Source organism: Dyella sp. OK584, assembly GCF_057787755.1.
Genome location: NZ_CM173542.1, coordinates 2,815,326 through 2,838,167, shown reverse-complemented (window position 1 = coordinate 2,838,167; position 22,842 = coordinate 2,815,326). Strand labels below are relative to the sequence as shown.

Here is a 22,842-nt window from a genome sequence, read left to right as displayed (position 1 = left end):
CGGGCACCTGCGGTGACGTAGCATTCGTGGCTTCCGAGTGGTTGCATCCCAAGGAAAAGGCATGCCCTTCGTTTTCCTGTTGTCCATTGCCCTGCAGGTGGCCTGCGCCATCCATGTCGTGCGCAGCGGTCGTCCGCTGTACTGGATCTGGTTGATCCTGATCGGCTCGTACCTTGCCGTGCTGGTATATGTGCTGGTAGCGGTAATTCCCGACCTGCGACACGACCCTCGCGGGCGCAAGGCGGCCAGCACGGCCATGCAGGTCATCGACCCGCAGCGGCGGCGACGCGAGCTCCAACGCCAGATCGAGCTGAGCAATACGGTGGACAATCGCCGCCGCCTGGCCGAGGAAAGCCTGCGATTGGGCGACTACGGCAATGCGCAAGAGCTCTACCAGAGCCTGCTCACCGGCATGTACACCACCGAGCCGGACTTCATGCTTGGCCTTGCCCAGGCGCAGGCCGGCGACGGTAATCACGCCGCGGCACGGCAAACCCTGGAGGCGCTGATCAAGGCCAATCCTGGCTACAAGTCCAGCGACGGGCACCTGCTTTATGCGCGCTGCCTGGAAGAACTCGGCGAAACTGACGCCGCACTGGACGAATACCGCGTACTGGCCGACAGCTATCCGGGCGAGGAAGGACGCTTCCGCTATGGCCGCCTACTCGCCAGAACCCAGCGCCACGCCGAGGCGCGCGACATATGGCGGTCCCAGATCCGACGTGCCGAGCTGATGCCGGGTTACTACCGGCGCAAGGAGCAGCCCTGGCTTAAGGCAGCCAAATTAGAGCTGGCGCAACTGGGCGATCCCTGAGCGCCAGCTCGATCGGGGCAACCTGCCGCAGCATTAGCCCTGGCTACTGAAATGCCAGGCAACGTACGCCGCAAATACGCCATACAGCAGGCCCACCGGCAGCAACCAGCGTGCATCCACATTGCCGCGCCGGAAGAGACGCCACAGGAACATCACAGCCACGCCGGTAAGCACGCCAGCCACCATCAGCGGCGCATCGAACAGCCACGGTGTGGCGAACAGTGCCAGCGAGCTGGGAATGGTCGCCTGGATCATCATGGCGCCGGAGATGTTCGCCAGTGCGAGCCGCTCCTTGCCCTGACGCACCCAGATCAGCGCGTTTACCGTCTCCGGCAGCTCCGTGGCGACGGGGCTCAACACCAGCGCGACCAGATGCGGCGACAGTTGCAGTGCCACGCCAATCGCTTCGATCTGCTTGACGAAAGTATGCGAAGCAATCGCGATCACTACCAACGCCAGCACGCTCTGCAGGATCACCCGCGATAGCGCGGGGTTGGCCGAATGCGGTTGGAACTTCAGCGGCTCAAGCACTTCTTCTTCGGGCGCGGTGTCATCGCTGCGCAGCTCGCGCCAGACATAAAGCGCATAAGCCGCGAGAAACAGCACCCCAAGCCAGGGCTTGAACGCGAACGCCACCAGGCCCAGGCCACACTTGACTACGAAGATCGCCAGGAACCAGGCCTGATCGCGGGCCAGGCGGCCATGCTCGACACGCACCATGCTGTCTGTGCGCATCAGTCGTCGACGATTGGCCCACAGCGCCAGACCCACGACGGCGTAGGCAATGGTCGCCAGCACAAGCGGACCGCCCAGCGCCGCTCCCACGCCGATGTCCTTCTGCTCCGGTGTGCGCCCCAAGACCACAGCGACAAAGGTGACCGCGCTCTCCGGCAGCGCCGTGCCGAAAGCGGCCAGGATGGTGCCGGTGGCGGTGGCACCCAGGCCAAGCTTCTGGCCGAACCATTCCACGCCGTTGACGAAGTACTCGCAGGCGAAATAGATGGCACCAGCTGAAAGCAGAAACCACAATGCGATTAGCATGTTTATTTCCATAGCCGAGCGAGCGGAAACCCATTGGCGCAACGACGCACGCTCGCCCGGCATAGGTGAGCACGTCGTGGCCAAAGGTCTCGCCGGGCTGCCGGCACCGGTCGGTGTGCGGCGGCCATCCACGCCATGAAGCCGAAGCTTCAAGTCTGTTGACGTGGATTCCTCTGGAGTCGCAAACCGAAACGGCTCGCGAAGGGGGTGAGGATGGCTACTCCCCAATGACAATGGCGGGCATGTTAGCGGCCGCGACCAGGGTGAACAAGTGAACCCGTTGCCCAGCCGTCAACGCACAGCACGCTCGGCAAGCATGGCTTCGAGGTCGTAGCTGCCAGCAGGACACCCGGCGAGCCAGTGAGCAGATTCCAGCGCACCACGCGCGAAAATGGAGCGGTCGGTAGCGCGATGCGCCAGCTCCACCCGCTCGCCCCGCCCCATCAGCAGCGCAAGGTGTTCACCAACGATGTCACCACCGCGCACCACCGCAAAACCGATCGTGCCGTGCTCGCGCGGTCCGGTGCGGCCTTCACGTGTATAGACAGCGCTCTCCGCCAGCGTGATGCCACGCCCGCTGGCCGCGGCTTCGCCGAGTGCCAGGGCCGTGCCGGAGGGTGCGTCCTCCTTGCGGCCATGGTGCGCCTCGACGATGTCGAGATCCCAATCAGGCAGCGCCGCCGCCGCTTCGCGTAGCAACCGAGTCAGCACCGCGACACCGAGGCTGAAATTGGCAGCTCGCAATACCGGGATGGATTGCGCAGCGTCGCGCAGGCGTTCGTCCAACTCGACGCCGACACCGGTTGTCCCGGTTACCAGCGGCACGTGATGCGCAGTGCAGTAGTCAATCGCCTTGGACAATCCAACGGGTGTGCTGAAATCCACCACCACGTCCAACTGACCGGATTCGCCCCAGCTCGTGCCGAAAGTGAGTTTCTCCTGGGGATCCATGGGGAACACGGATTGCCCGATCAACCCGGAGCCATCACCTACCAAGGCCGCTCGAACGGCGAACCTCCGATCAGCACGCGCCAGATCGAGCACTGCGCGCCCCATGCGTCCGGATGCGCCATTCATCGCCAGTCGGATTGGAGAATCCATGAGGCTCCCATGCACCTGCTGTAAAGGAGCTCAAGATTAACGCACTGAACGCCGTATCGCCTCGGCTCGGCCATCGGCCAAAGCATTACCGAGAAGATACAAAAGGTCGTCATTCCAGCGAACGCTGGAATCCAGCGCCTTCAGCACCTTGCAAAGGCACTGGACTTAGCGTTCGCTGGGATGACGAACAAGGGCTAGTGAAGATTTCACCCGCGCACCGAGCGCGTTACTCCATTCCCAAAGTTATCCGCGCACCCCAGGTGCGCTGTGTGGCCCAGCTGTCATGGCCACACAACGCGGCCTGGAACGTTATGGGCTAATTCGGTAAATGCGAATCTCGACGCGCCGGTTGGGAGCCAGGCATGCGATCAACTCGTTGCGGTTTTGCTGGTCACATTGCACCCGCGGCTCACGCTTTCCTTCCCCCAGCGAACTGATCTGCACATGGGGAGCACCGCTTTCCTGCAAAGCGTGCTGCAGATAGTGCTGCACTGTGGTTGCGCGCATGGCTGACAGGCGATTGTTGTACGTATCGCTGCCCAAGCGATCCGTATAGCCCACGATCTCGATGTGCTGGATGTTTGCTTGGCGTCCCAGCTCTAGGGCCAGTGCACCGAGCGCCTCCTTGCCCCTGGACAACAATCCCGCCTCGTCGCCACGGTCAAACTGGAACAACGCATCCGCCTTGAGGGTGCGAATAACCGGAACAGGCGTCTCGACCACTCGCGCAGGGCATTGATCGATCTTCGCATCGATTTCCTGCATGGCGCCTGTTACGGCATCGACGCGCCTCTCCGCCTTATCGAAGCTGCGACGCCATGCTTCATGGCCCGCATGCATCAACTGCACCTCACTGCAGGCGAGCATGCGCTGCGCTTCGTCACAATCTTTCTTGCCGTCGACCTTATGTTTGGCCGACTTGATCTTTGCCCAGAGGTCTGGGCGCACTTCGGAGACCGTGCGCAGCTTGGGGTTGTCCGGGGTTAGTGCCTGCCTACGCTCCAATCCACGCAATAGCCGATCGGCCTCGCCCATCCCCTCTTGTACAAAACCCCACTGATTACCGAATGCGTATTCTTCCCTTGAAGCGGCGATCCAGCATTGCGCCTTGGAGCCGTAATAGCCCGAACCTTCGCTGCCGAGCGCGCCCAGGCGCTGCTCCAAGTTTGGCAACATGGCCTTGGGATCCATGTGCTGATAATTGGCAAACCATTCGTCAGTCGGAGCGCCGGCCTCGACACTCTGTTTCGCGTCCGCCCCGGCTTCCAGCACGGTCGGATCTTGCACATTCAGACGATCACGCGCCTGGTGACTGGCGCAGCCGGCCGTAAGGCCGGCAAGGGCCAGGAACATTGGATAACATTTCATGGGTCGTCTCCGGCCAACAAAGGGGCGGATACCCCGCCCCTCTACTGTTGGTGCTCTCCTTAGTCGCCGAGCACCATGCCCACGCCCACCCGGAACACAGGCTGGTCGTTGCGGGCGGCGGAGATACCCGCGTTGAAGTTCACACGACCGCTGGCGTTCCAGCGCGACACGCCCACACCCAGCGCGGTCTCGCCGCGATAGCTGGCCATACCGGCGTTGATCATCGTGCGACCCGGCATGTACGGCGTAGCATTCACCAAGGCCGAGGCCGCGGCGATACCGCGACTAGCTTGGCGGCTCGCCTGATTGATCTTGTTGTTCATCTGGCTGAAGTCGTCGTTTAGACGGCTATCCAGATTGGTGAGTGCATCGCCGACGTTGTTGTAGGTATTGCCACCCACGTGGTAGCTCGGACCCACGACGTCGCCATTGTTGTTGATCGTGGAACCACCACCTAGAGCATCGGTGACGCCCGTGAGCTGTGACACGTTCACGCCATCGGTCTGCTGCACGCCAGCCTGTACGTTGGTGATCTGGCGCTCCCTGCCCGTCGAACCGACCGACACCGTGTTCGCGCGGTCAGCCACCGAACTCTGACCAAGCGCCACCGCATTGGTGGCCTGCGACTGCACGGTTGCACCCTGACCAACCGCTGTGCCCGAAGCCGCGCTTACCTTCGAGTCGGCACCCACCGCCACCGCATTCGTGGCCGATGCGCTTGCGACCTGCGCGTTGGCGCCCACCGCTACGCTGCCGTCGGCATGGACTTTGGCATTGCCGCCCAGCGCCGTGTCATTCGCACCGGCCGCATACGAGTCGTTACCGACCGCCGTGCCGTAAGAGCCCAAGGCGGTGGCGTTCTGACCGACCACTGAGGAGTTGTCGCCCGAGGCGTCGGAGTTGTAGCCCAGGGCAACGCCGGCCGAATTGCCGACTGCTGCTTCGTGGTTGCTGTCACTACCGCTGTTGCCGCTGAGGTAGGGAATGTTCGTGCTACCGCCACCGTTGTTTTCGATGTTGGTGACACGGCCGTCTATGTTGGTCACCTGGCTCTGCAGCGCATTGAGCTGGTTCATGTTGACCGCATCCGTGCCCGCCAGGCCCGGCGCCACGTTATGCAAGATGACCGGCGTTGTCGAACCCATGCCGCCAAAGGTCACCGAGCCGCGATTCGTACCCGGGTCATACACCACGGCATCCAGTGAATTGCCGTTGTCGTCGATGATGCCCGATGCCTTCAACTGCGACATGTTCACCGCGTCGCTGTCGTCCACACCACGAGCCACGTTGGTGATCTTGGTGCCGCCCGTCTTTGTGGTCGCGTTGTAGGTGTCGCCGCCCAGCGTGATGCTGTTGTGGGTGCTGTCGTCGTACGACACCACATCGCCCAACGTTGTGTTGATTTTGGTGATGTCGGTGGTGTTCTGCGTGGTGCGGCTGTCGATGTTTTCGATGGCGTCGGTCACGTTGTTGAAGGTCTGGCCATTGTCCACCGTGATGGTCGGGGCGTTGATCGAACCATCCGGATTGATCGTCGACCCACCGCCAATGGCATCGGTTACGCCGCGGAGCTGGGAGACGTTGACTCCGTCGGTACCGGCCATGCCTGCGTCGAGGTTGACGATGCGGCGCTGCGTAGTGGCATTGCCCACCGAAACCGTATTGGCTTGATCGGCTACGGACTCGTAACCCAGGGCAACGGCATTTGCGCCTGTCGTGGAACTCCAGTCACCAATAGCAAGAGCGCCATCAACGGAGGCACTTGAGCGGCTGCCCACCGCGGTGGCATGAACGCCGGTAGCATGGGCGTATCCGCCGATGGCCGTGCTTGAATCGGCAGTGGCGGAACTGGAAACGCCAACACTTACGGCAGAGCGGTCGGTTGCTTTAGCACCACCACCTAGCGCCAAGGCCCATGCACCACCGGCGACCGAATAGTTTCCCATCGCAATACCGCCGGTAGATCCAACGGTCACGGATGCGTTGCCACCCAGCGCGACGGCACTCGCTGCTGACGCCTGCGAACTTTGTCCAATAGCGGTCGCCAAGTTGCCCGATGCGTGCGCATACATTCCAATGGCCATACTCTGCGGGCCATCGGCTATAGATCCATGGCCCACTGCCACCGCGTAGTTCGAAGTCGCGGCCGCACCGTATCCCACAGCGGTAGACCAGCCGCCGGATGCCGTGGCTTGCGTGCCGACAACCGTCGCCTGATCTCCAGCGGCCGATGCATTGTTGCCTACCGCAATACTGGTTGATCCCGATGCTTTGGCGAGATACCCGAATGCCGATGCGCCAGAGCCACTGGCAATGGCTTGCCAGCCGAGCGCCATGGACGAATCGCCCGATGCCGTCGCTCCATCGCCGCAAACCAGCGCGTTTGCGCCGGTAGCAGTGGGAATGGTTGTCCATGTGCCATCGACAAGACATACCTGTCCGGCCTGCGCTGTTCCGACGCCCCCCGCCAAAGCCAGTGTCGCAAGCAAGGCGAGCTTGGCCACGGAACCGCCCTTCTTACGGCCCTTAGCCATCTCGGAGGCCACGATCCAGGTGTTGAGGGTCTTGCTCCAAACGATTCGATAGCACTTGTTCATGAGACGTCGCTCTTCGATGAGAAATGTGGGCTGATCGAAGCGCAGCGATGCCGTCAGGCTGTCGTCCTGATGCATTCCGTAGCGGAGGGCGTGTTGGCCAACGAGCGTTGAAGCTGTCGCGGCCTGCCTGGCAAGGCGTACTTCGATCTGGCTGCTGGCACAAGCAGCACATTCACAAGGGTATGGAGCGAACCATACGCAACACATAAGACGAGTCTGAAAACCATGTCGCGGCGCAATGTTTCGCGCACCAAAAGCGATTTTCAGAACATTCTCAATCGCAGGCGAAACGCCAATGTCGTGGCGAAGGTTGTAAAGGTTGTACGCGCAGCAGGAGTGCTTCTACATAGTCCACGCTGGCCTTTTCAACACGAAGCCAATGCATACAAAAACGCCGCCCCGTTTCCAGGGCGACGTCTTGTGTATCTAACCGATGGAATCGCGTGTCAGGACGTGACGCGCGACCAGAAGTTCTTCACGCCGTCGAGCCAGGAGCTGGCTCGCGGCGAATGATGCGCCACACCTTCGTCACCGACGAAGGTAGCATCGAACTCGTCCAGAAGTTCGCGTTGGCGCTTGGTCAAACGCACGGGTGTTTCGATGACGACGCGGCAGATGAGGTCACCGGTGTGACGACTGCGCACCGACTTCACGCCACGACCGCGCAAACGAAATTGCTGACCCGACTGCGTTTCCGGCGGAATGTTGATGCTTGCTTCGCCATCCAGCGTCGGTACTTTCAGTTCGGCGCCGAGTGCGGCCTGGCCGAAGCGAATGGGCGCTTCGCAGTAAAGGTCATCGCTCTCGCGCTGGAAAATGGTGTGCTGGCGCACGCGCACCTCCACGTACAGATCACCGGCTTCCGAGCCCGCCGGGCCGGCTTCGCCCTGCCCGGAAAGGCGGATGCGGTCGCCGTTGTCCACGCCAGCAGGAATGTTCACTGACAGTGCGCGGGTTTCTTCCAGACGGCCTTCGCCGTCGCATGCCTTGCACGGCTTCTCGATCACCTGGCCGTTGCCGCCGCAATGCGGGCAGGCCTGTTGGATCGAGAAGATGCCGTTCTGCATGCGCACGCGACCGTGCCCCTGGCAGGTTTTGCACATGACCGTCTTGCCGTCGTCCGAACCCGAGCCATTGCAGTGATGGCAATTGACCTGGGTGGGAATCTCGAACTTCTTATCGACGCCGAACACGGCTTCTTCGAGATCCAGTTCCATGATGTAGCGAAGATCCGATCCACGACGCGCGCGGCCACCACGACCGCCGCCCATGCCGAAGATGTCGCCAAAGATGTCGCCGAAGATATCGCCCATGTCGCCGAAGCCGGCGCCACCGCGACCGCCCATGCCGTGCTCGAAGGCGGCATGACCGTGCTGGTCGTACATCGCGCGTTTCTGCGCGTCGGACAGCACTTCGTAGGCCTCCTTGGCCTCTTTGAATTTCTCCTGGGCGTGCGGATCGTCCGGGCAGCGGTCGGGATGGAACTTCATCGCCTGACGGCGAAAAGCCTTTTTCAGCTCGACCTCGGTCACCGTGCGTTCGACGCTCAGGACTTCGTAGTAATCACGCTTGCTCATTGTTGCATCCGACATGGACTGCTCTCTTCCACATGAATCGAGCGATCCATGTCTCCTCAGCAAACAGCCCGCGCCTGGGTCGAGTCCCGGGCGCGGGCTGCGTTAGATCGGCAGCGCCGACCGGCACATATTACTTCTTGTCGTCTTTGACTTCAGTGAACTCGGCATCGACCACGTCGTCGTTGCCGGCCGAGCTGCCCTGCGGGCCAGCCTGGTGCGCACCGGCATCCGGCTGGGCGCCGCCACCCTGGGCCGCGGCATACAGCGCCTGGGCGACCTGCTCGAGCTTTTCGATCTTGGACTCAATGGCTGCCTTGTCGTCGCCGTCCTTGACCTTCTCCAGGTCGGACAACGCGCCCTCGATGCTGCTGAGCTGATCGGCCGGCACCTTGCCGCCGTGATCCTTCAGCGCGCTACGGGTGGCGTGCACCAGCTGGTCGGCCTTGTTGCGGGTGCTGACCATCTCGTGGAACTTCTTGTCCTCTTCCTTGTTTGCCTCGGCGTCGGCCACCATGCGGTTGATCTCGTCCTCGGACAGGCCCGAACCGGCCTTGATCTCGATCTTCGTTTCCTTGCCGGTCTTCTTGTCCTTGGCCGACACATGCAGGATGCCGTTGGCGTCGATGTCGAAGGTGACCTCGATCTGCGGCATGCCACGCGGTGCAGCGTCGATACCCTGCAGATCAAACTTGCCCAGCGACTTGTTGGCGCTGGCGCGCTCGCGCTCACCCTGCAGCACGTGAACGGTCACGGCGGTCTGGTTGTCGTCGGCAGTGGAGAACACCTGCGAGGCCTTGGTCGGCACGGTGGTGTTCTTTTCGATCAGCTTGGTCATCACGCCACCCATCGTCTCGATACCAAGCGACAGCGGGGTGACGTCCAGCAGCAGTACGTCCTTGACGGTGCCGCCCAACACGCCGCCCTGAATGGCTGCGCCCACGGCGACGGCCTCGTCCGGGTTGACGTCCTTGCGCGGCTCCTTGCCGAAGAAGTCCTTCACCGACTCCTGCACCTTGGGCATGCGGGTCTGTCCACCGACGAGAATCACGTCGTTTATGTCGGACACGCGCAGGCCTGCGTCGTTGAGCGCGGTACGGCAAGGCTCGATGGTGCGCTTGACCAGGTCTTCCACCAGCGCTTCGAGCTTGGCGCGGGTGAGCTTGATGTTGAGGTGCTTGGGACCGGAAGCATCGGCCGTGATGTACGGCAGGTTCACTTCGGTCTGGTGGCTGGTCGACAGCTCGATCTTGGCGCGCTCGGCGGCGTCCTTCAGACGCTGCAACGCCAGCGGATCCTTGCGCAGATCCATGCCCTGGTCCTTCTTGAACTCCTCGACGAGATAGTCGATGACGCGCATGTCGAAGTCTTCGCCACCCAGGAAGGTGTCGCCGTTGGTGGCCAGCACTTCGAACTGCTTCTCGCCGTCGACTTCGGCGATCTCGATGATCGATACGTCGAAGGTGCCGCCGCCCAAGTCGTACACGGCGATCTTGCGGTCACCGCCCTTCTTGTCCAGGCCATAGGCCAGGGCAGCCGCGGTCGGCTCGTTGATGATGCGCTTGACGTCCAGGCCCGCGATGCGGCCGGCGTCCTTGGTGGCCTGGCGCTGGCTGTCGTTGAAGTAGGCCGGCACCGTGATCACGGCTTCCGTGACCGGCTCGCCGAGGTAATCCTCAGCGGTCTTCTTCATCTTCATCAGCACCTTGGCAGAGATCTCCTGCGGAGCCATCTTCTTGCCGTCGGCGGTCTCCACCCAGGCGTCGCCATTCTCATGCGCGACGATGCCGTAGGGCACGATGTGCAGGTCTTTCTGTACTTCGGCGTCAGTGAACTTGCGGCCGATAAGGCGCTTCACCGCGTAGAAGGTGTTCTTGGGGTTGGTCACGCTCTGGCGCTTGGCCGGCGCGCCCACGAGGACTTCGTTGTCCTTGGTGAAGGCGACGATCGACGGTGTGGTGCGATCGCCTTCCGAATTCTCGATGACCTTGGCTGTGTTGCCGTCCATCACGGCGACGCACGAGTTGGTCGTACCCAGGTCGATACCGATGATTTTGCCCATGTCTATTGCTCCCGAATTTTCTGTGCGACGTCTAGGCCGCGAATGGTTTTCAGATGGGGCCCTGTGGCTGGCATCTCAATGCCGACAAGACCTCCGATGCTTGCCGCCGGTGCCGGAAGGGGACGCTGTTCAGGCGTCCTCGACCGCCGACACGGCGGTTAATCCTTGGCGACCGCCACCAGCGCAGGGCGCAGCAGGCGATCGTTCAACACATAGCCCTTCTGCAACACGTTGACGACCGTGTTGGGGGCGGCGCCGGGAGCTTCCACCATGCTCACGGCGTGGTGCCTTTCCGGATCCAGTGGCTGGCCCAGCGGATCAACCTGGACCAGGCCGTTGTTCTCGGCAATCTTCAGCAGCGACTTGAGCGTGAGCGCGATGCCTTCGCGCACGCTGGCCACATCGCCGCTCTCCACCTGCAGGCCACGTTCGAGGCCGTCGTACACCGGCAGCAGTTCGTTCAAGAGCTTTTCGTTGGCGAAACGACGGGCCTGCTCCACATCGCGGTGCAAGCGGCGGCGCTGGTTCTCGATCTCGGCTTTTTCGCGCAGCACGGTTTCGCGCAGCTCGTTGTTGCCGGCCTCAAGCTCGGCAATGCGTGCCTTGAGTGCTTCCAGTTCGGCATTGGGCGAATCGCCCTGGCCGCTGCCCTGCGTCTCGTTGGACGCCGTCGGATCGTTGCTCTGCATGAATGACTCCAAGCCTCTTCCATGGCCGGCGCGAACGCGCCAGCCGTCAATACCTGCGGGCAAATCCCGCCTCCCGACCGCGTTATAGGGTCGTAGCGACGCGATTCAAGGCGTCGCTGAGCAATCCGGCCGTTGCCTGCACCACCGGGATCACCCGTTCATAGGCCATGCGGGTGGGGCCAATCACACCCACCGCCCCCAATACACGCCCCTGGGCGCCGTAGCTGGCGGTCACCACGCTGCAGCCATCCAGCGCGGCAAAACCCGATTCCTCGCCAATGAACAGCCGCACGCCGGGGGCCTTGGCACAGACCTCCATCAGCTGCAGCAGCTCGTTTTTCTTCTGGAACGCCTCGAACAGCTCGCGCAGGCGATCCAGGTTGGCCAGCTCCGAATACCCCATCAGATTGGTCTGGCCGCTGACCAGCACGTCGTCGCTATCGCTCTGTGGGGCGAATGAGGCCGCCGCGAGCTCCACGGCGCTGGACAGCAGCTGGTTGATCTCGCTTCCCGCTTCGCGCAACTCGCGCAGCAGGTGGACCCGGATGTCGTCCAGGCGCAGACCGGCAAACTGGCTGTTGAGGTAATTGGCAGCCTGCTCCAGCTCGCGGCCGTCCAGCGGCTTGGCCAGCTGCACAATGCGGTTCTGCACCTGGTTGTCGGAAAACACCAGGATCACCAGCACGCGGGCATCGGGCAGCGGTACGAAATCGATGTGGCGAAGCGGGAAGTCAGCTTGCCGCGGCACGGTTACGACGCCAGCGAAGCGGGTCATGGCCGACAACAGGGTCGAGACATTGCCCAGCAGGTCGCGAGTGGTGGTCGGCCCGGGTGGCAGCTCGCGGCGCAGTCGTGCCATCTCATCGAGCGGCAGCGGTTGCAGCTCGATCAGGCTGTCCACGAACAGGCGCAGACCTCGCGGCGTAGGCACGCGGCCCGCCGAGGTATGCGGCGAGGCAACCAGGCCAGCCTCTTCCAGGTCGGCCATGATGTTGCGGATGGTGGCAGGGCTCACATCCAGCCCGGAAGACCGCGATAGCGTGCGCGAGCCCACAGGCTCGCCATCGGCCAGATATTGGGCGATCAATGTGCGCAACAGACGACGTGCGCGGGCATCGAGTTCCGAAGTGGGCATGCTGTAGCAATCCGTGAGACACAAGAGAAATAAGGTCTAGGACAAAAGTTTGCAAGAAATGTCGAAGGGGGCATGGTCGCGGGGGCATCAAAACCGTTCAACGTCGCATTCCCGTGGTGCCCCACTATCCGTCCCCCATCCCCTGCCCCTTACAATCGACCGACTTCACCATACCTTCGCCCATGCTCACTTCGCTCTACGTTCGTCATTTCGCCGTCGTCGAAGAAGCCGAGATCGCTTTCGGTCAAGGCCTTACTGTGGTCAGCGGCGAGACCGGCGCCGGCAAGTCCCTGCTGGTCGATGCCTTGATGCTGCTGGCTGGCGCCCGCGCCGACAGTGGCATGGTGCGCGCCGGCAGCGACCGTGCCGAACTCACCGCCGAGTTTGACCTGACCGACCTGCCCGAGGCTCGCGACTGGCTGCGCCGCGAGGAACTGGACGAAGAGGACACGTGCCAGCTGCGCCGCGTGATCCGCGCCGAGGGCAGCTCGCGCGCCTGGATCAACGGCCGTCCGGCCAATGCCAGCCAACTGGGTGAACTGGCTACGCTGCTGGTCGAGATTCATGGTCAGCACGAGCACCAGGCCCTGCTATCTCGCGCCCATCAGCTCGAACTGCTCGATGCCTACGCAGGCAACGAAGGGTTGGTAGCGCAGATTCGCGAACTGGCCCAGCAATGGCACGAACTCGGCCAGCGCATCCGCAAGCTCAGTGGCGGTGACGACCGCGAACAGCGCATTGAACTGCTGCGCCATGAGCTGGGCGAGCTGGAGAAATGGGCGCTGCCTGCGACTGAACTCACCGAATTGGAAGCGAGCCACAAGCGCCTGGCCAATGCCGGCCGCCTCGCCGAAGGTGCGGGTGGCGTGGTCGAGCTGCTCGATGGCGAGAGCGAATTTGCACTGCGCCGAGCGCTGGGCCGCGCCCAGCTCGAGATGACCAAACTGGCCGCGCTGGACGACAAGCTGGCACCGATGCTGGAACTGCTGGACAACGCCTCGATTCAGCTCAGCGAAGCTGCCGATGGCCTCGGTCGCTATGCACTGGACGTCGACCTGGATCCGGGGCGCTATACCGAGGTGGATACCCACCTGGCCAGGCTGCATGAACTGTCGCGCCGCCATCGCGTAGCGACGACCGAATTGCACGACAAAGTCGGCGCGTTGCGCAGCGAGCTGGATGAACTGGAAGGCGCCGGCGATGCACTTGAGCAGCTCGCCCGCCAACGCCAGCAGCTGCAACAGCGTTACGACGAGAACGCCGCCAAGCTCAGCCAATCGCGCCATGCTGCCGCCACTCGGCTCGGCGAAGAGGTGAGCGTGCTCATGGCCGAACTGGGCATGAGCGGCGGCCGCCTCGTGGTCGAATTGGAAACCTCGGACGAAGGCGAGCCCGACGCTCAGGGTCGCGAGCGTTGCGAGCTGCTGGTCAGCGCCAACCCCGGCCAGCCGCCGCGCCCGCTGCGCAAAGTGGCTTCCGGTGGTGAGCTGGCTCGTATCAGCCTGGCGATCGAAGTGGCCACGCTGGGCAAGGACACTATTGGCACCATGGTGTTCGACGAAGTCGATACCGGTATCGGTGGCGCCGTGGCCGAAGTGGTCGGCCAGAAGCTGCGTTCGCTGGGCGGCCAGCGTCAGGTGTTGTGCGTCACGCACTTGCCACAGGTTGCTGCCCAAGGTCATGCACACTTGCGCGTCAGCAAGGCCAGTGACGGCGAATCCACCCGTACGCGCATCGAAAAACTCGATGCCAATGGTCGCCGCGATGAACTGGCCCGCATGCTGGGTGGCGTCGAGATCACCCGCGAGACGCGGGCGCATGCCAAGCAGATGCTGGAGCGGGCTCAGGCTTGAGGGTTGCTCCCTCTCCCTTCGGGCGACCCGAAGGAAGTCCCTGTGGGAGAGAGGGTTGGGGTGAGGGGACAACCTCGTTGTACCGTCTGGCAAAAGCGGGCTTTTTTGAATGTCCCCTCGAGCACCCGCCCTTTACCACCTTTAGGTGCCTCACGTCAGTCCTCTCCCCTGCGGGCAGAGGAAGCTAGTTCCGCTGCGGCAGCAGACCGCGTTCGGCCGCCATGCGATAGAGATCCAGCTCCGAACCCGCACCCAGCTTGCCCATCAAGCTCGCGCGGTGGATGTAAACCGTTTTCTGCCCGATGCCCAGCTCACCCGCCACCTGCTTGGGCGCACGCCCCGCCGCCAGCAACAGGAACACCTCCCGCTCGCGTGCAGTCAGGCGATGAATGGGATCGCGTGATTCGCTCGGCCTCTCGGCGCGTCGCTTGCGCAAGTCGGAACTGAGGAAGCACTCGCCCTGCATCACTGCGCGCAGGCCAGCCACCAGTTCCTCCGGCGCGACGCCCTTGGTCACGTAACCACTCGCGCCGCGACGCAACGCCTCGGATACATAGGGCTCACCGTCGTGCATGCTCAGCACGACGATGCGCGTATCGGCCGCCACGCTGCGCAGATGCTCGATCAACGGCAGCCCGCTGCCATCGGGCAGTGAGAGATCGAGCGCCACGAGATCAGGCCGTCGCAAGCCAACCGCTTCTACCGCATCGTCGGCGCTGCGGCACTCCGCAACGACCTCCAGATCCGGTTCCAGTTCGATCAGCCGCTTGAACCCCTCGCGTACGATGGCATGGTCATCGACCAGGACAATGCTGTACATGGCTGCATGTATAGCAGTCCTAGGGATGGCCGCCTATACCCCTCGACGCCGACATGTAACATCGGCCGCATGCCATCAAAATCTCCTGTGCTTTCTGGTACCGGTTTCCTGCTTGGGGTCGGTTATTTCCTGCTCTGGCTACTGCTCTGGCCGACTGAACAACCTTATTGGATGCTGCCCTACGGCCTGCGCTTTGGGGCCCTGCTGCTCGCGCCAATGCGGATGTGGCCCTGGCTGCTGGGCGCTGAGTTTGCCGCGACCGGGCTGATCGCCGCGGTCCACGGCCTGCCTCTGGGCTGGATCGGCTTTCTGTTTGGGGAACTGCCCGAGCCCACGGTGGTGGCGATTTGCCTGTGGTTGATGCGGCGCGCCAACCTCCATGCCAGCCTGCGAGACCCGGAGGACGTCGCACGCCTGCTCCTGTCGGCTGCATTTACCGTGGCCGCCACCACCGCGACCGACGCCGTGCTGCTTGCGCTGGTCCATGCCAGCCCGACCACCGACCTCATGGTGCAGGCGCTGGGCCAGGACCTGCTTGGAAACTACGTCGGCGTGCTGTTGGTGGTGCCATTACTGGTCATGCTGCTGCGGGCAAGGTTGGGCAAACGAGCGCTGGGCCGGCTGCTGATGGACGGCCTGCTGGTACTGATGCCTTCGCTGGCGATCCTGATGGTGCTTTCTTCGCACAGCGCCCCGCAGCCCCAATTCGCCCGCGTACTGTCGCTGGCGCCGGTCCTGTTCTTCGCGTTCCGCCATGGCTGGCGCGGCGCGAGCCTGTCCATGCTGATTTCCAGCCTGGGGATGACCCTGGTCGACCATATTTCGGGCCATGGCATCCCCGGCGCCGCCGGCGAACTGTTTCTGGCAGTGGCCGGTACCGGCGCCCTGATGCTTGGTTCAGCCACCGATGCGCTGCGCCGCAGCAGCGAGCGCGTGGCCGAACAGAATGTCTATCTCGCCGCCGTCAATCGCCGCCTGGACCACCTCGCGCGCCAACTCCGCGATGCGGCACGCGGCAACCTGCAAGCGGAAGAAAACCAGCGCCGGCACATGGCGGCTGAACTTCACGACGAGCTTGGGCAGAACCTCACTGCCATCCAGACGCATCTGAAACTGGCGCAGTCCCGGCTGGCCCAGGCCGGCATGGACGATATCGGCGTTTCGATCAACGCCATTCTTGGCCACATGAGGCGTGCCCTGCATCGCATGCTCGACGATCTGCGCCCTGCGGTGCTCGACGAGTTTGGCTTGTTGCGTGCCCTAGACGAAGGCCCGATCCGTGATTTGCTCAATGCTGCGGGTGTCGCGTATCGCACTGAATTGCGTGGCGATCCGCGCCTGCTCGACGACGACACCCGCACGGTGATCTATCGCCTGGTGCAAGAGAGCGCCACCAATGCGGTCAAGCACGCACATGCCGATGTCTTTCAGCTGCGCCTGCGCATCGGCGAGCGTCAGGGCGTGGCATTGGCCCTGCTTGATATTCGCGACAACGGCATCGGCCTGCCGGCGCGCATGCCACGCGGCGGTCGTGGCATGCAGGGCATGCGCGATCGAGTGACTGCACTGGGCGGCCTGTTTCGCGTGCGACCCGAGTCGCAAGGCGTGCACCTGCGCATTTTGTTGCGGAGCAGCATGCAAACTGGTGACGTGGCGCGCACTTAAGATCGTTACATAGGAAATTTTCCGATACCGGCCTTGTGAAGGGTTCGTTAGTCTCGTTCCATCGATGTGGGGGAGCCACCATCGCAAGATGGTGAGCCTTGCCAACCGTGGGGACGGTGGGCAAGAAGAGCGGCAGGATGCCGTTCCGCCGGAATCGGTGGCATACCCAGGCTGAGCGAGCAACTCGCCATCCTCTGGAGCCATCCGGTAACGGATCAGCCGCTGGGCGGACAGGAGTCCACCCGCGGCTTTTTTTATGGGCGAGTGTCAGCCCGGCCCAACAAAAAGGCCGGCAACGTTTCCGCCACCAGCCTTCAATACCTGCCCCGACAAGCTCTTACTTGGCGCGATGCTTCGGCCGCACGTACAGCACCAGGCTGTGATCCTCAATGACGTAACCGTGGCGCGCAGCGATTTCGTGCTGCAAGCGCTCGATCTCTTCGCTGACGAACTCGATGACCTTTCCGCTGTCCACATCAATCATGTGGTCATGATGCTTGCCGCGGTCCAGCTCGTAGACGGCCTGGCCACCCTCGAAGTTGTGCTTGACGACGATGCCGGCCGCCTCGAACTGGGTGAGCACCCGGTAGACCGTCGCAAGGCCGATGTCTTCCTGGTGGGCAAGCAGCTTTTTGTAGACGTCTTCGGCGGTGAGGTGGTGAGCCTCCTCGTCTTCGAAGATCTGCAGGATGCGCATGCGGGGGTGAGTGACCTTGAGCCCGGCTTTGCGCAGTTCTTTGGTTTCCTGTTCCATAGCAAGCTCCACGCACACGGCGCCATGAGGCCGTTAGTGTATCATCCGACACCTTTACGATCCGGACGCAACACGCATGCACAAGCTGATTCGCACGCTGGGTTTCGCCATGCTGGCCCTCTCGCTGGCCAGCTGCCGTCTCATCTACACCCCCGACGTGCAGCAGGGCAACCTGCTCGACAAGAAAACCGTGGATCAGCTGCAGCCAGGCATGACCAAGCGCCAGGTACTGGTACTGATGGGTTCACCCTCGGTGAACTCGCCTTTCAGCCAGAACGAGTGGAACTACGTCTCCACCCAGCAGCACCGTGGCGGCGACATCAAGATCCGCACGCTGACGCTCGCGTTCAACAATGACGTGCTGGTGCGCACCGATGGCGATTTCTTCGCTGAAGACGCGCAGAAGCTCGTGGACGACACCAAGAAGTACCACGCCAACTATCCGGTGGAAGAAACCAAGGGTGACAAGGCCACCGGCGGCTCGTCCGACGGCAAGGACGGCAAGGATGGCAAGGACGGCGGCGGTAACGACGGCCACTGATGCCGTCGCGCCGGCGTCAGCCCTCGTGGGCGCGGCGCCGGCGGGCTTCCTTCGGATCAAGCGTAAGCGGCCGGTAGATTTCCACCCGGTCGCCCTCGCCCACCACCTGGTCAGGCGCCACCTTGTGGGAGAAGACCCCCAGCCGCGTCGGATCGATGAGCAACCCGGGAACCATCTGGGCGATGCCTGAAGCTTCGATGGCCTGAATCACCGTGCTGCCCGCGGGCAGCGTCACGCGACACACGACCTGGCGCGACGGTTCGGCATAAACCACTTCGGCGGTGACCAGCTCAGTCATAGATGCGCTCCGCCTCGCGGCAGAAGTCGTCGACCATGCGCCCGGCCAACCCCTGGAAACCCAGCTTGAGCGTGGTGCCACCGAGCTTGCCCGCGTAGTCGAAGTCCAACGCAAACGATATCTTGCAGCCAGCGTCGCCCAGCGCGATGAACTCCCACAGCCCATCAAGGCTGCGGAACGGTCCATCGACCAGACTCATGTGCAGGCGCCGTGGACGAACCGTGGTATTGCGGGTGGTGAAGCTCTGGCGGAAGCCGGCGTACTTGAGATCCAACCGCGCCACCAGCACATCATCACTGCGTTCGAGAATGTCGGCGCCGACACACCAGGGGAAACGCTTTGGGTATGCTTCGACCTCATTGACCAGGTCGAACATCTGGGTCGGCGAATATCGCACCAGGGCGCTGCGGCGGATCTCGATCACATCAGCCTCTTATCAGAATCATCAGGATCCATGCCTGTGTGGCCGGATCATCATCAGGGCAAACAGCCCGAAGTTTAGCGGACATGGCCAAGGCTAAGGACAAAGACAAACACGCTGGCGGCACCATCGCGCTCAACAAGCGCGCGCGCCACGAGTACCACATCGACCAGCGCTTCGAAGCCGGCGTCGAGCTGCAAGGCTGGGAAGTGAAGTCGTTGCGCGCCGGCCGTATCAATTTCGGCGATAGCTACGCCATCGTCATCAAGAACGAGATCCAGCTGGTGGGCACATCCATCCCGCCGCTGATCAGCGCCTCCACCCATGTGGTGGCGAACGATCGCCGCACGCGCAAGCTGCTGTTGCATCGCGCGGAGATCGACACGCTCATCGGCGCCGTCGAGCGCAAGGGCTACACCCTCATCCCCATGGCCATGTACTGGAAGGGCAACAAGGTGAAGGTGGAAATCGGCCTGGCCAAGGGCAAGCAGGACCACGACAAGCGCGATGCCGAGAAGGAACGCGACTGGCAGCGCGAGAAGCAGCGCACCATGCGCGCGCACAACCGCTCGGCTTGAGCTACGGGTCGCGCTTCTCGCAGGAGCGCGACCATCGCCCTCATTCCAGCAGCATGCTCATCGCATCAACCGTGGTGCGGAAGCCAAAACGCTTGTAGAGACCATGCGCTGCGGCTGTCGAATGCAGGCTCAATGCATCCATGCCCTGCTCCCGCGCCGCGGCTCCCACCGCGGCCAGCAATGCAGCCGCAATACCTTGCCGTCGGCTGGCCGGTTTCACATAGACATTGAGCAGGTACCAACCCACGCCTGCCTTGAATTGTGCCGAAGGCAGATGGGGATACGGGTTGACCGCTGCGCATCCCGCTATGCGCCCTTCACGCTCGGCCAGCCAAAACAGCAGACGGCCATTCTGCACGGCCTCTTCTATCCAGCCTCGCAAGTGGTCGGCAAAGCCGTCGGGCAACTGCTGGCCCAACTCATCTTCCAAAAACGTGCAACGCAGTTCGGTCATCACACCCGCATCGGGCAGCCCCGCCTGTCGTATCCGCACCATATGCGCTCCCTTCGGTGGTCGCTGAGCCAACCATAGAGGCTGAAGCCCCACCGTGCGCGGCCTTGATGTATGTGGACATATCTCCATATACTGACTGACCAGCAATACGATCTTCCCCGGGGGTGTCATGGCTTCGACGGGGGTAGTGAGATGGCTTGGTGCATGCCGAGGGGGCAGCTTTCCTCGTTAATCCAGCAGCAAACTTATAGTTGCCAACGACGACAACTACGCTCCCACCGCTCTCGCAGCCTAATAATCTGCGATAACGGCATGGTCATCTAAGACCGAGCCCCAAACCTACTTGTGTCTGTGCTCGTAGCAATTTGGGTCACTATCACGGAATCGCCCGAAACTGCCGCCTGTCGGTTAGGGCTAAATCAAGCAGGCTGGTCCTTCGATGCGCTTCGCACATCGTGCTGTCGCGGGACGAGATTTAACGGTGAGCTAAGCATGTAGTACCGGGCGTCAAGCGCCTTCGGACGCGGGTTCGACTCCCGCCACCTCCACCAATACGGCCATCTAAGTTATTGATTAACTTAGGTGGCTTTTTTATGTGTTGGTCTGCATTGGTCGGTTTTGGTCGTGGTTTGGTCAGTTTTTGGAGCCAACGCGCCATGACAAAAACCGTTCGGTGGTTGTCGCAAGGATAACTAAGGATGCGAGATGACGATCAAGAGCATTCAAGATAACGAGACCCTCCGCCAACTATTAGCCGAGCTCGAGGAAGTACTTCGCACAGCTCCGCTCCGTGCAACCGCCAGGCATGAAACCCCGGATAATCTCGCCTGGCTGGGAAGGGCGGCGGCGGCCATAGGGCGCTGGAGTCCGGCTCGGGCTATAGCCTTCAATGGACATATCGCCCAATTAGGCCAAACCTTGGCCGCGCCAGCTGGTGAAGGCTACCGAGGAATAGTCACCATCCTTCACGAAGCGCAAAACGACCTGCGTTTCCGCGTCGTTGGCCCGAAGGGCGAAACATTCAATGTCGGCGCCGTTTTCGACTTCTTTGATTCAGTCCGGCAACGAATGGCCGAGGCGCGCACGGAACTGTTCTTCGTCGACCCGTATCTTCACCCCGATTTTCTCAGTCGGTTCCTACCGCATGTGCCGGATGGAGTTTCTGTGCGACTGCTCACTATGCAGAACGGAAAGTCGACCGAGGCGGCGCTGGCCGTCTTCAAATTGCAGAATCCGGTGATCGCAGAGCTTCGCCTAGCGGAGAAATTTCACGACCGTTACCTGTTCGTCGATCGTGGATCCGGGTGGCTGTCGTCGGCGTCGTTTAAAGACGCAGCCGGGAAATATCACTCGACCATTACTCCCCTGACCGACACCCTCAACGCTACGCTTGATACTTATGAAGGGCTTTGGGCGGGAGCTAGCGTCATCACATAGCTCGAAATCAGGCGTCCGTGTAAGCGTACCGTGGGTTCGAATCCCACTCTCTCCGACAAAGAATCCAGGGCTTGCAGCGATGAACTAACCGCCGGGGGTCAGTTGAATTGGTGGGACGCACCCTGGAATTTTCTTGCCTTTGGCATCAACGCAAGTCACTAGCTGCGCACTCTTCTCTTGGAAGCGAGGATCGACAAACTTAAGCTCAATACTGTTCTTGGCTGCAGAAGAGTTTGTCTGTTCCGCACCAAGCGAAACGATGTCCTTTATCCCAATGGTCCCGTTGGCCTTTTCCTCAGTGCTTGCGGAGATTTCAAGAGTTAAAGTCGCTTCCGACAGATACAGCCCGGATTCGCATTTCTTATCATCCGTCTGGCATTCCTGCCGAGCCTTCATCAACGAAGCACGAACTTTGGAAATCGCATCATCCAAGGTTACTGATGGCGACGTCTTTATCGGCGTCTGGCAGCAACCTGCAATAACCATGGTCGCCGCAACGACGATCAATCGATTCATGGCAGCGTCCCCATTGCGCGAAATGCGCTGGGGAAATGCTACGCCGCTTGAATCATAGAACCGTCAATCTCCGATATCCCAAAAGACCGATGGAAACTCTCGCAGTAGAATGCAAGGCGTGCATCGCCTGATGCAAAAAAGCCCCGCCAGGTGGCGGGGCTTTCTGTAGTGGGTCGTTTGACTAGGCGCGAGTATCCGGGAAAAAAGTCTGGATACAAGCCTTTCTCTTAAACGAGGTCCGACAAGAACGAGCCTCTAAAATGCAACTCTTGGCCGCCCCCACCAATGAGCTGCCCCTTGCCTGAGATTCCGTCGCCATAATTGGTTCCGGAAATGGCGAGCGTGACAGCTGCTGTTGTGCCAAACACATTGGTTCGACCAGGGCGCCACTGCTTGACCACCAGCTGGCCGGCGAAATCATTGCCATCAATCGTCAGCTTTCCCTGATAGAGAAAATTCATGTCACCGCCGTTGACCGCACCTTGACGAACGGTAATGAGACCGTCGCCAAAGTCCCCGGGGGCTTGAAAATCGAGCTTGTAAATGCCGTCTTTCATGAAACGTTCCTTGTGCTGATCGGGAGAGCCGAGCTCATCGGCCACGCCCATTACAACAGCCCCCAAAACGTTGTAAAGAGTTTGGCAATCAGCTGGCCATAGGCAATTCGACCGATGCAGAGATGCGCAGCCATGCCGCAACGTGCACCCGGGCAAGCCAGAGCTCGTCGTAGTACTTCGTGCACCCCATTGGCAGGCCGATGTGCCGTAGAGCTTGGAGTTTGTGGTCCTCGGCGGCCGACTTCATCCAATACTCAGCGCGCAGCACGCGCGCGGCCCGATAGCCGCCCTTCTGCTTTTCCAAGGCAACCACTGCCGCCTCTACTTCATCCGCCGGGGTCTTCGCGCTTGAGCTTCGGGGATTGAGCCCCTGCGGCGCTGGATCGTGATAGACGATCGCATTGTGTAGCCAAGACTTGGACGCGTAGCCGATGTTCTCGCATTTGCTACCGGCAAACTCATCCGCCCACGCCCGCAAACGACTCTCCAACTCACAGCTTCGACGCATATCACTCCAGTTGCCCCAGCAACGGAAGCGGTAGCTAACGTCCATTCGTCCAGCGGCGA

General features: G+C 61.8%; 22 protein-coding genes, 1 other RNA gene, 3 pseudogenes and 1 riboswitch. Of the genes and pseudogenes, 8 read left to right on the top strand and 18 right to left on the bottom strand.

The genetic code is table 11. From position 1 onward, the window contains the following. Positions 1 to 61 precede the first annotated feature (61 nt). Positions 62 to 814 (top strand): tetratricopeptide repeat protein, encoded by a 753-nt coding sequence (locus tag AC3CBN_RS12770; protein WP_488633392.1) that lies wholly within the window; start codon positions 62 to 64, stop codon positions 812 to 814. Positions 815 to 847: 33 nt separating this feature from the next. Here AC3CBN_RS12770 and AC3CBN_RS12765 read toward each other — a convergent pair whose 3' ends face one another. Further along, complete coding sequence (locus AC3CBN_RS12765; RefSeq protein ID WP_488633391.1) at positions 848 to 1,855, bottom strand: sodium:calcium antiporter; 1,008 nt, start codon at positions 1,853 to 1,855, stop codon at positions 848 to 850. On the opposite strand from AC3CBN_RS12765, the gene AC3CBN_RS12760 reads away from it, so the two are divergent. Further along, complete coding sequence (locus tag AC3CBN_RS12760; protein ID WP_488633390.1) at positions 1,854 to 1,994, top strand: hypothetical protein; 141 nt, start codon at positions 1,854 to 1,856, stop codon at positions 1,992 to 1,994. The genes AC3CBN_RS12765 and AC3CBN_RS12760 overlap by 2 nt on opposite strands. Then, positions 1,950 to 2,095: riboswitch (yybP-ykoY riboswitch) on the bottom strand. It overlaps the preceding gene by 45 nt. Positions 2,096 to 2,146: 51 nt before the next feature. On the opposite strand, the gene dapB is transcribed toward AC3CBN_RS12760, so the two are convergent. The 9 genes and pseudogenes from dapB to hrcA all read right to left on the bottom strand — a co-directional run bounded on the left by dapB (position 2,147) and on the right by hrcA (position 12,381). Further along, on the bottom strand, positions 2,147 to 2,956 hold the full coding sequence (gene dapB, locus AC3CBN_RS12755) for a 4-hydroxy-tetrahydrodipicolinate reductase (RefSeq protein ID WP_488633389.1): 810 nt from the start codon (positions 2,954 to 2,956) through the stop codon (positions 2,147 to 2,149). Between the two features lie 309 nt (positions 2,957 to 3,265). Then, the gene (locus AC3CBN_RS12750) at positions 3,266 to 4,309 is read right to left on the bottom strand and encodes an OmpA family protein (protein WP_488633388.1); all 1,044 of its coding nucleotides are present in this window, start codon (positions 4,307 to 4,309) and stop codon (positions 3,266 to 3,268) included. Between the two features lie 74 nt (positions 4,310 to 4,383). Next, positions 4,384 to 4,509, bottom strand: a pseudogene (locus tag AC3CBN_RS12745) (YadA-like family protein); the annotation flags it as partial. Between the two features lie 273 nt (positions 4,510 to 4,782). After that, positions 4,783 to 5,202: pseudogene (locus AC3CBN_RS12740) on the bottom strand (YadA family autotransporter adhesin); the annotation flags it as partial. A 3-nt stretch (positions 5,203 to 5,205) separates the two neighbouring features. Further along, positions 5,206 to 6,921 (bottom strand): annotated as a pseudogene (locus AC3CBN_RS12735) (ESPR-type extended signal peptide-containing protein); the annotation flags it as partial. A 446-nt stretch (positions 6,922 to 7,367) separates the two neighbouring features. Beyond that, positions 7,368 to 8,498: a molecular chaperone DnaJ gene (gene dnaJ / locus AC3CBN_RS12730; RefSeq protein ID WP_488633387.1), complete on the bottom strand. Its 1,131-nt coding sequence runs from the start codon at positions 8,496 to 8,498 to the stop codon at positions 7,368 to 7,370. Positions 8,499 to 8,628: 130 nt separating this feature from the next. Beyond that, positions 8,629 to 10,557 (bottom strand): molecular chaperone DnaK, encoded by a 1,929-nt coding sequence (gene dnaK, locus AC3CBN_RS12725; RefSeq protein ID WP_488633386.1) that lies wholly within the window; start codon positions 10,555 to 10,557, stop codon positions 8,629 to 8,631. A 158-nt stretch (positions 10,558 to 10,715) separates the two neighbouring features. Beyond that, a complete protein-coding gene (gene grpE, locus AC3CBN_RS12720; RefSeq protein WP_488633385.1) occupies positions 10,716 to 11,246 on the bottom strand; it encodes a nucleotide exchange factor GrpE in 531 nt (176 codons plus the stop codon). 82 nt (positions 11,247 to 11,328) lie between these two features. Further along, entirely contained in the window at positions 11,329 to 12,381 is a 1,053-nt protein-coding gene (gene hrcA / locus AC3CBN_RS12715) for a heat-inducible transcriptional repressor HrcA (protein ID WP_488633384.1), read from the bottom strand. Positions 12,382 to 12,563: 182 nt separating this feature from the next. Here hrcA and recN point away from each other — a divergent pair, with 182 nt between their 5' ends. Then, positions 12,564 to 14,234 (top strand): DNA repair protein RecN, encoded by a 1,671-nt coding sequence (gene recN / locus AC3CBN_RS12710; protein WP_488633383.1) that lies wholly within the window; start codon positions 12,564 to 12,566, stop codon positions 14,232 to 14,234. Between the two features lie 184 nt (positions 14,235 to 14,418). Here the strand turns inward: recN and AC3CBN_RS12705 are convergent, their stop codons facing one another. Further along, positions 14,419 to 15,054: a response regulator gene (locus AC3CBN_RS12705; protein ID WP_488633382.1), complete on the bottom strand. Its 636-nt coding sequence runs from the start codon at positions 15,052 to 15,054 to the stop codon at positions 14,419 to 14,421. A gap of 69 nt (positions 15,055 to 15,123) precedes the next feature. Here AC3CBN_RS12705 and AC3CBN_RS12700 point away from each other — a divergent pair, with 69 nt between their 5' ends. Next, positions 15,124 to 16,719, top strand: a complete 1,596-nt coding sequence (locus AC3CBN_RS12700; protein WP_488633381.1) for an MASE1 domain-containing sensor histidine kinase — start codon at positions 15,124 to 15,126, stop codon at positions 16,717 to 16,719. Positions 16,720 to 17,056: 337 nt separating this feature from the next. Here AC3CBN_RS12700 and fur read toward each other — a convergent pair whose 3' ends face one another. After that, entirely contained in the window at positions 17,057 to 17,473 is a 417-nt protein-coding gene (gene fur, locus AC3CBN_RS12695; protein ID WP_488633380.1) for a ferric iron uptake transcriptional regulator, read from the bottom strand. A 76-nt stretch (positions 17,474 to 17,549) separates the two neighbouring features. Between fur and AC3CBN_RS12690 the strand changes: the two genes are divergently transcribed. Beyond that, positions 17,550 to 18,014, top strand: coding sequence for an outer membrane protein assembly factor BamE (locus AC3CBN_RS12690; protein WP_488633379.1), 465 nt, complete (start codon positions 17,550 to 17,552; stop codon positions 18,012 to 18,014). Between the two features lie 16 nt (positions 18,015 to 18,030). On the opposite strand, the gene AC3CBN_RS12685 is transcribed toward AC3CBN_RS12690, so the two are convergent. Both AC3CBN_RS12685 and AC3CBN_RS12680 read right to left on the bottom strand, forming a co-directional pair. Then, a complete protein-coding gene (locus tag AC3CBN_RS12685; RefSeq protein WP_488633378.1) occupies positions 18,031 to 18,312 on the bottom strand; it encodes an RnfH family protein in 282 nt (93 codons plus the stop codon). Continuing rightward, the gene (locus AC3CBN_RS12680; protein ID WP_488633377.1) at positions 18,305 to 18,736 is read right to left on the bottom strand and encodes a type II toxin-antitoxin system RatA family toxin; all 432 of its coding nucleotides are present in this window, start codon (positions 18,734 to 18,736) and stop codon (positions 18,305 to 18,307) included. The genes AC3CBN_RS12685 and AC3CBN_RS12680 overlap by 8 nt, the downstream gene beginning before the upstream one ends. Before the next feature lie 83 nt (positions 18,737 to 18,819). Here AC3CBN_RS12680 and smpB point away from each other — a divergent pair, with 83 nt between their 5' ends. After that, on the top strand, positions 18,820 to 19,311 hold the full coding sequence (smpB, locus tag AC3CBN_RS12675) for an SsrA-binding protein SmpB (protein ID WP_488633376.1): 492 nt from the start codon (positions 18,820 to 18,822) through the stop codon (positions 19,309 to 19,311). A 40-nt stretch (positions 19,312 to 19,351) separates the two neighbouring features. On the opposite strand, the gene AC3CBN_RS12670 is transcribed toward smpB, so the two are convergent. Continuing rightward, the gene (locus AC3CBN_RS12670; RefSeq protein WP_488633375.1) at positions 19,352 to 19,807 is read right to left on the bottom strand and encodes a GNAT family N-acetyltransferase; all 456 of its coding nucleotides are present in this window, start codon (positions 19,805 to 19,807) and stop codon (positions 19,352 to 19,354) included. A 118-nt stretch (positions 19,808 to 19,925) separates the two neighbouring features. On the opposite strand from AC3CBN_RS12670, the gene ssrA reads away from it, so the two are divergent. Further along, positions 19,926 to 20,316, top strand: a transfer-messenger RNA (tmRNA) gene (gene ssrA / locus AC3CBN_RS12665). Positions 20,317 to 20,470: 154 nt separating this feature from the next. Next, positions 20,471 to 21,202 carry a hypothetical protein gene (locus AC3CBN_RS12660; RefSeq protein ID WP_488633374.1) on the top strand — a complete coding sequence of 244 codons (732 nt, stop codon included), beginning with the start codon at positions 20,471 to 20,473 and terminating at the stop codon, positions 21,200 to 21,202. An 84-nt stretch (positions 21,203 to 21,286) separates the two neighbouring features. Here AC3CBN_RS12660 and AC3CBN_RS12655 read toward each other — a convergent pair whose 3' ends face one another. The 3 genes from AC3CBN_RS12655 to AC3CBN_RS12645 all read right to left on the bottom strand — a co-directional run bounded on the left by AC3CBN_RS12655 (position 21,287) and on the right by AC3CBN_RS12645 (position 22,828). Beyond that, positions 21,287 to 21,718 carry a trypco2 family protein gene (locus AC3CBN_RS12655; RefSeq protein WP_488633373.1) on the bottom strand — a complete coding sequence of 144 codons (432 nt, stop codon included), beginning with the start codon at positions 21,716 to 21,718 and terminating at the stop codon, positions 21,287 to 21,289. Positions 21,719 to 21,945: 227 nt separating this feature from the next. After that, a complete protein-coding gene (locus AC3CBN_RS12650) occupies positions 21,946 to 22,275 on the bottom strand; it encodes a GrlR family regulatory protein (protein WP_488633372.1) in 330 nt (109 codons plus the stop codon). Positions 22,276 to 22,363: 88 nt separating this feature from the next. Then, a complete protein-coding gene (locus AC3CBN_RS12645; protein WP_488633371.1) occupies positions 22,364 to 22,828 on the bottom strand; it encodes a hypothetical protein in 465 nt (154 codons plus the stop codon). Positions 22,829 to 22,842: the final 14 nt, after the last annotated feature.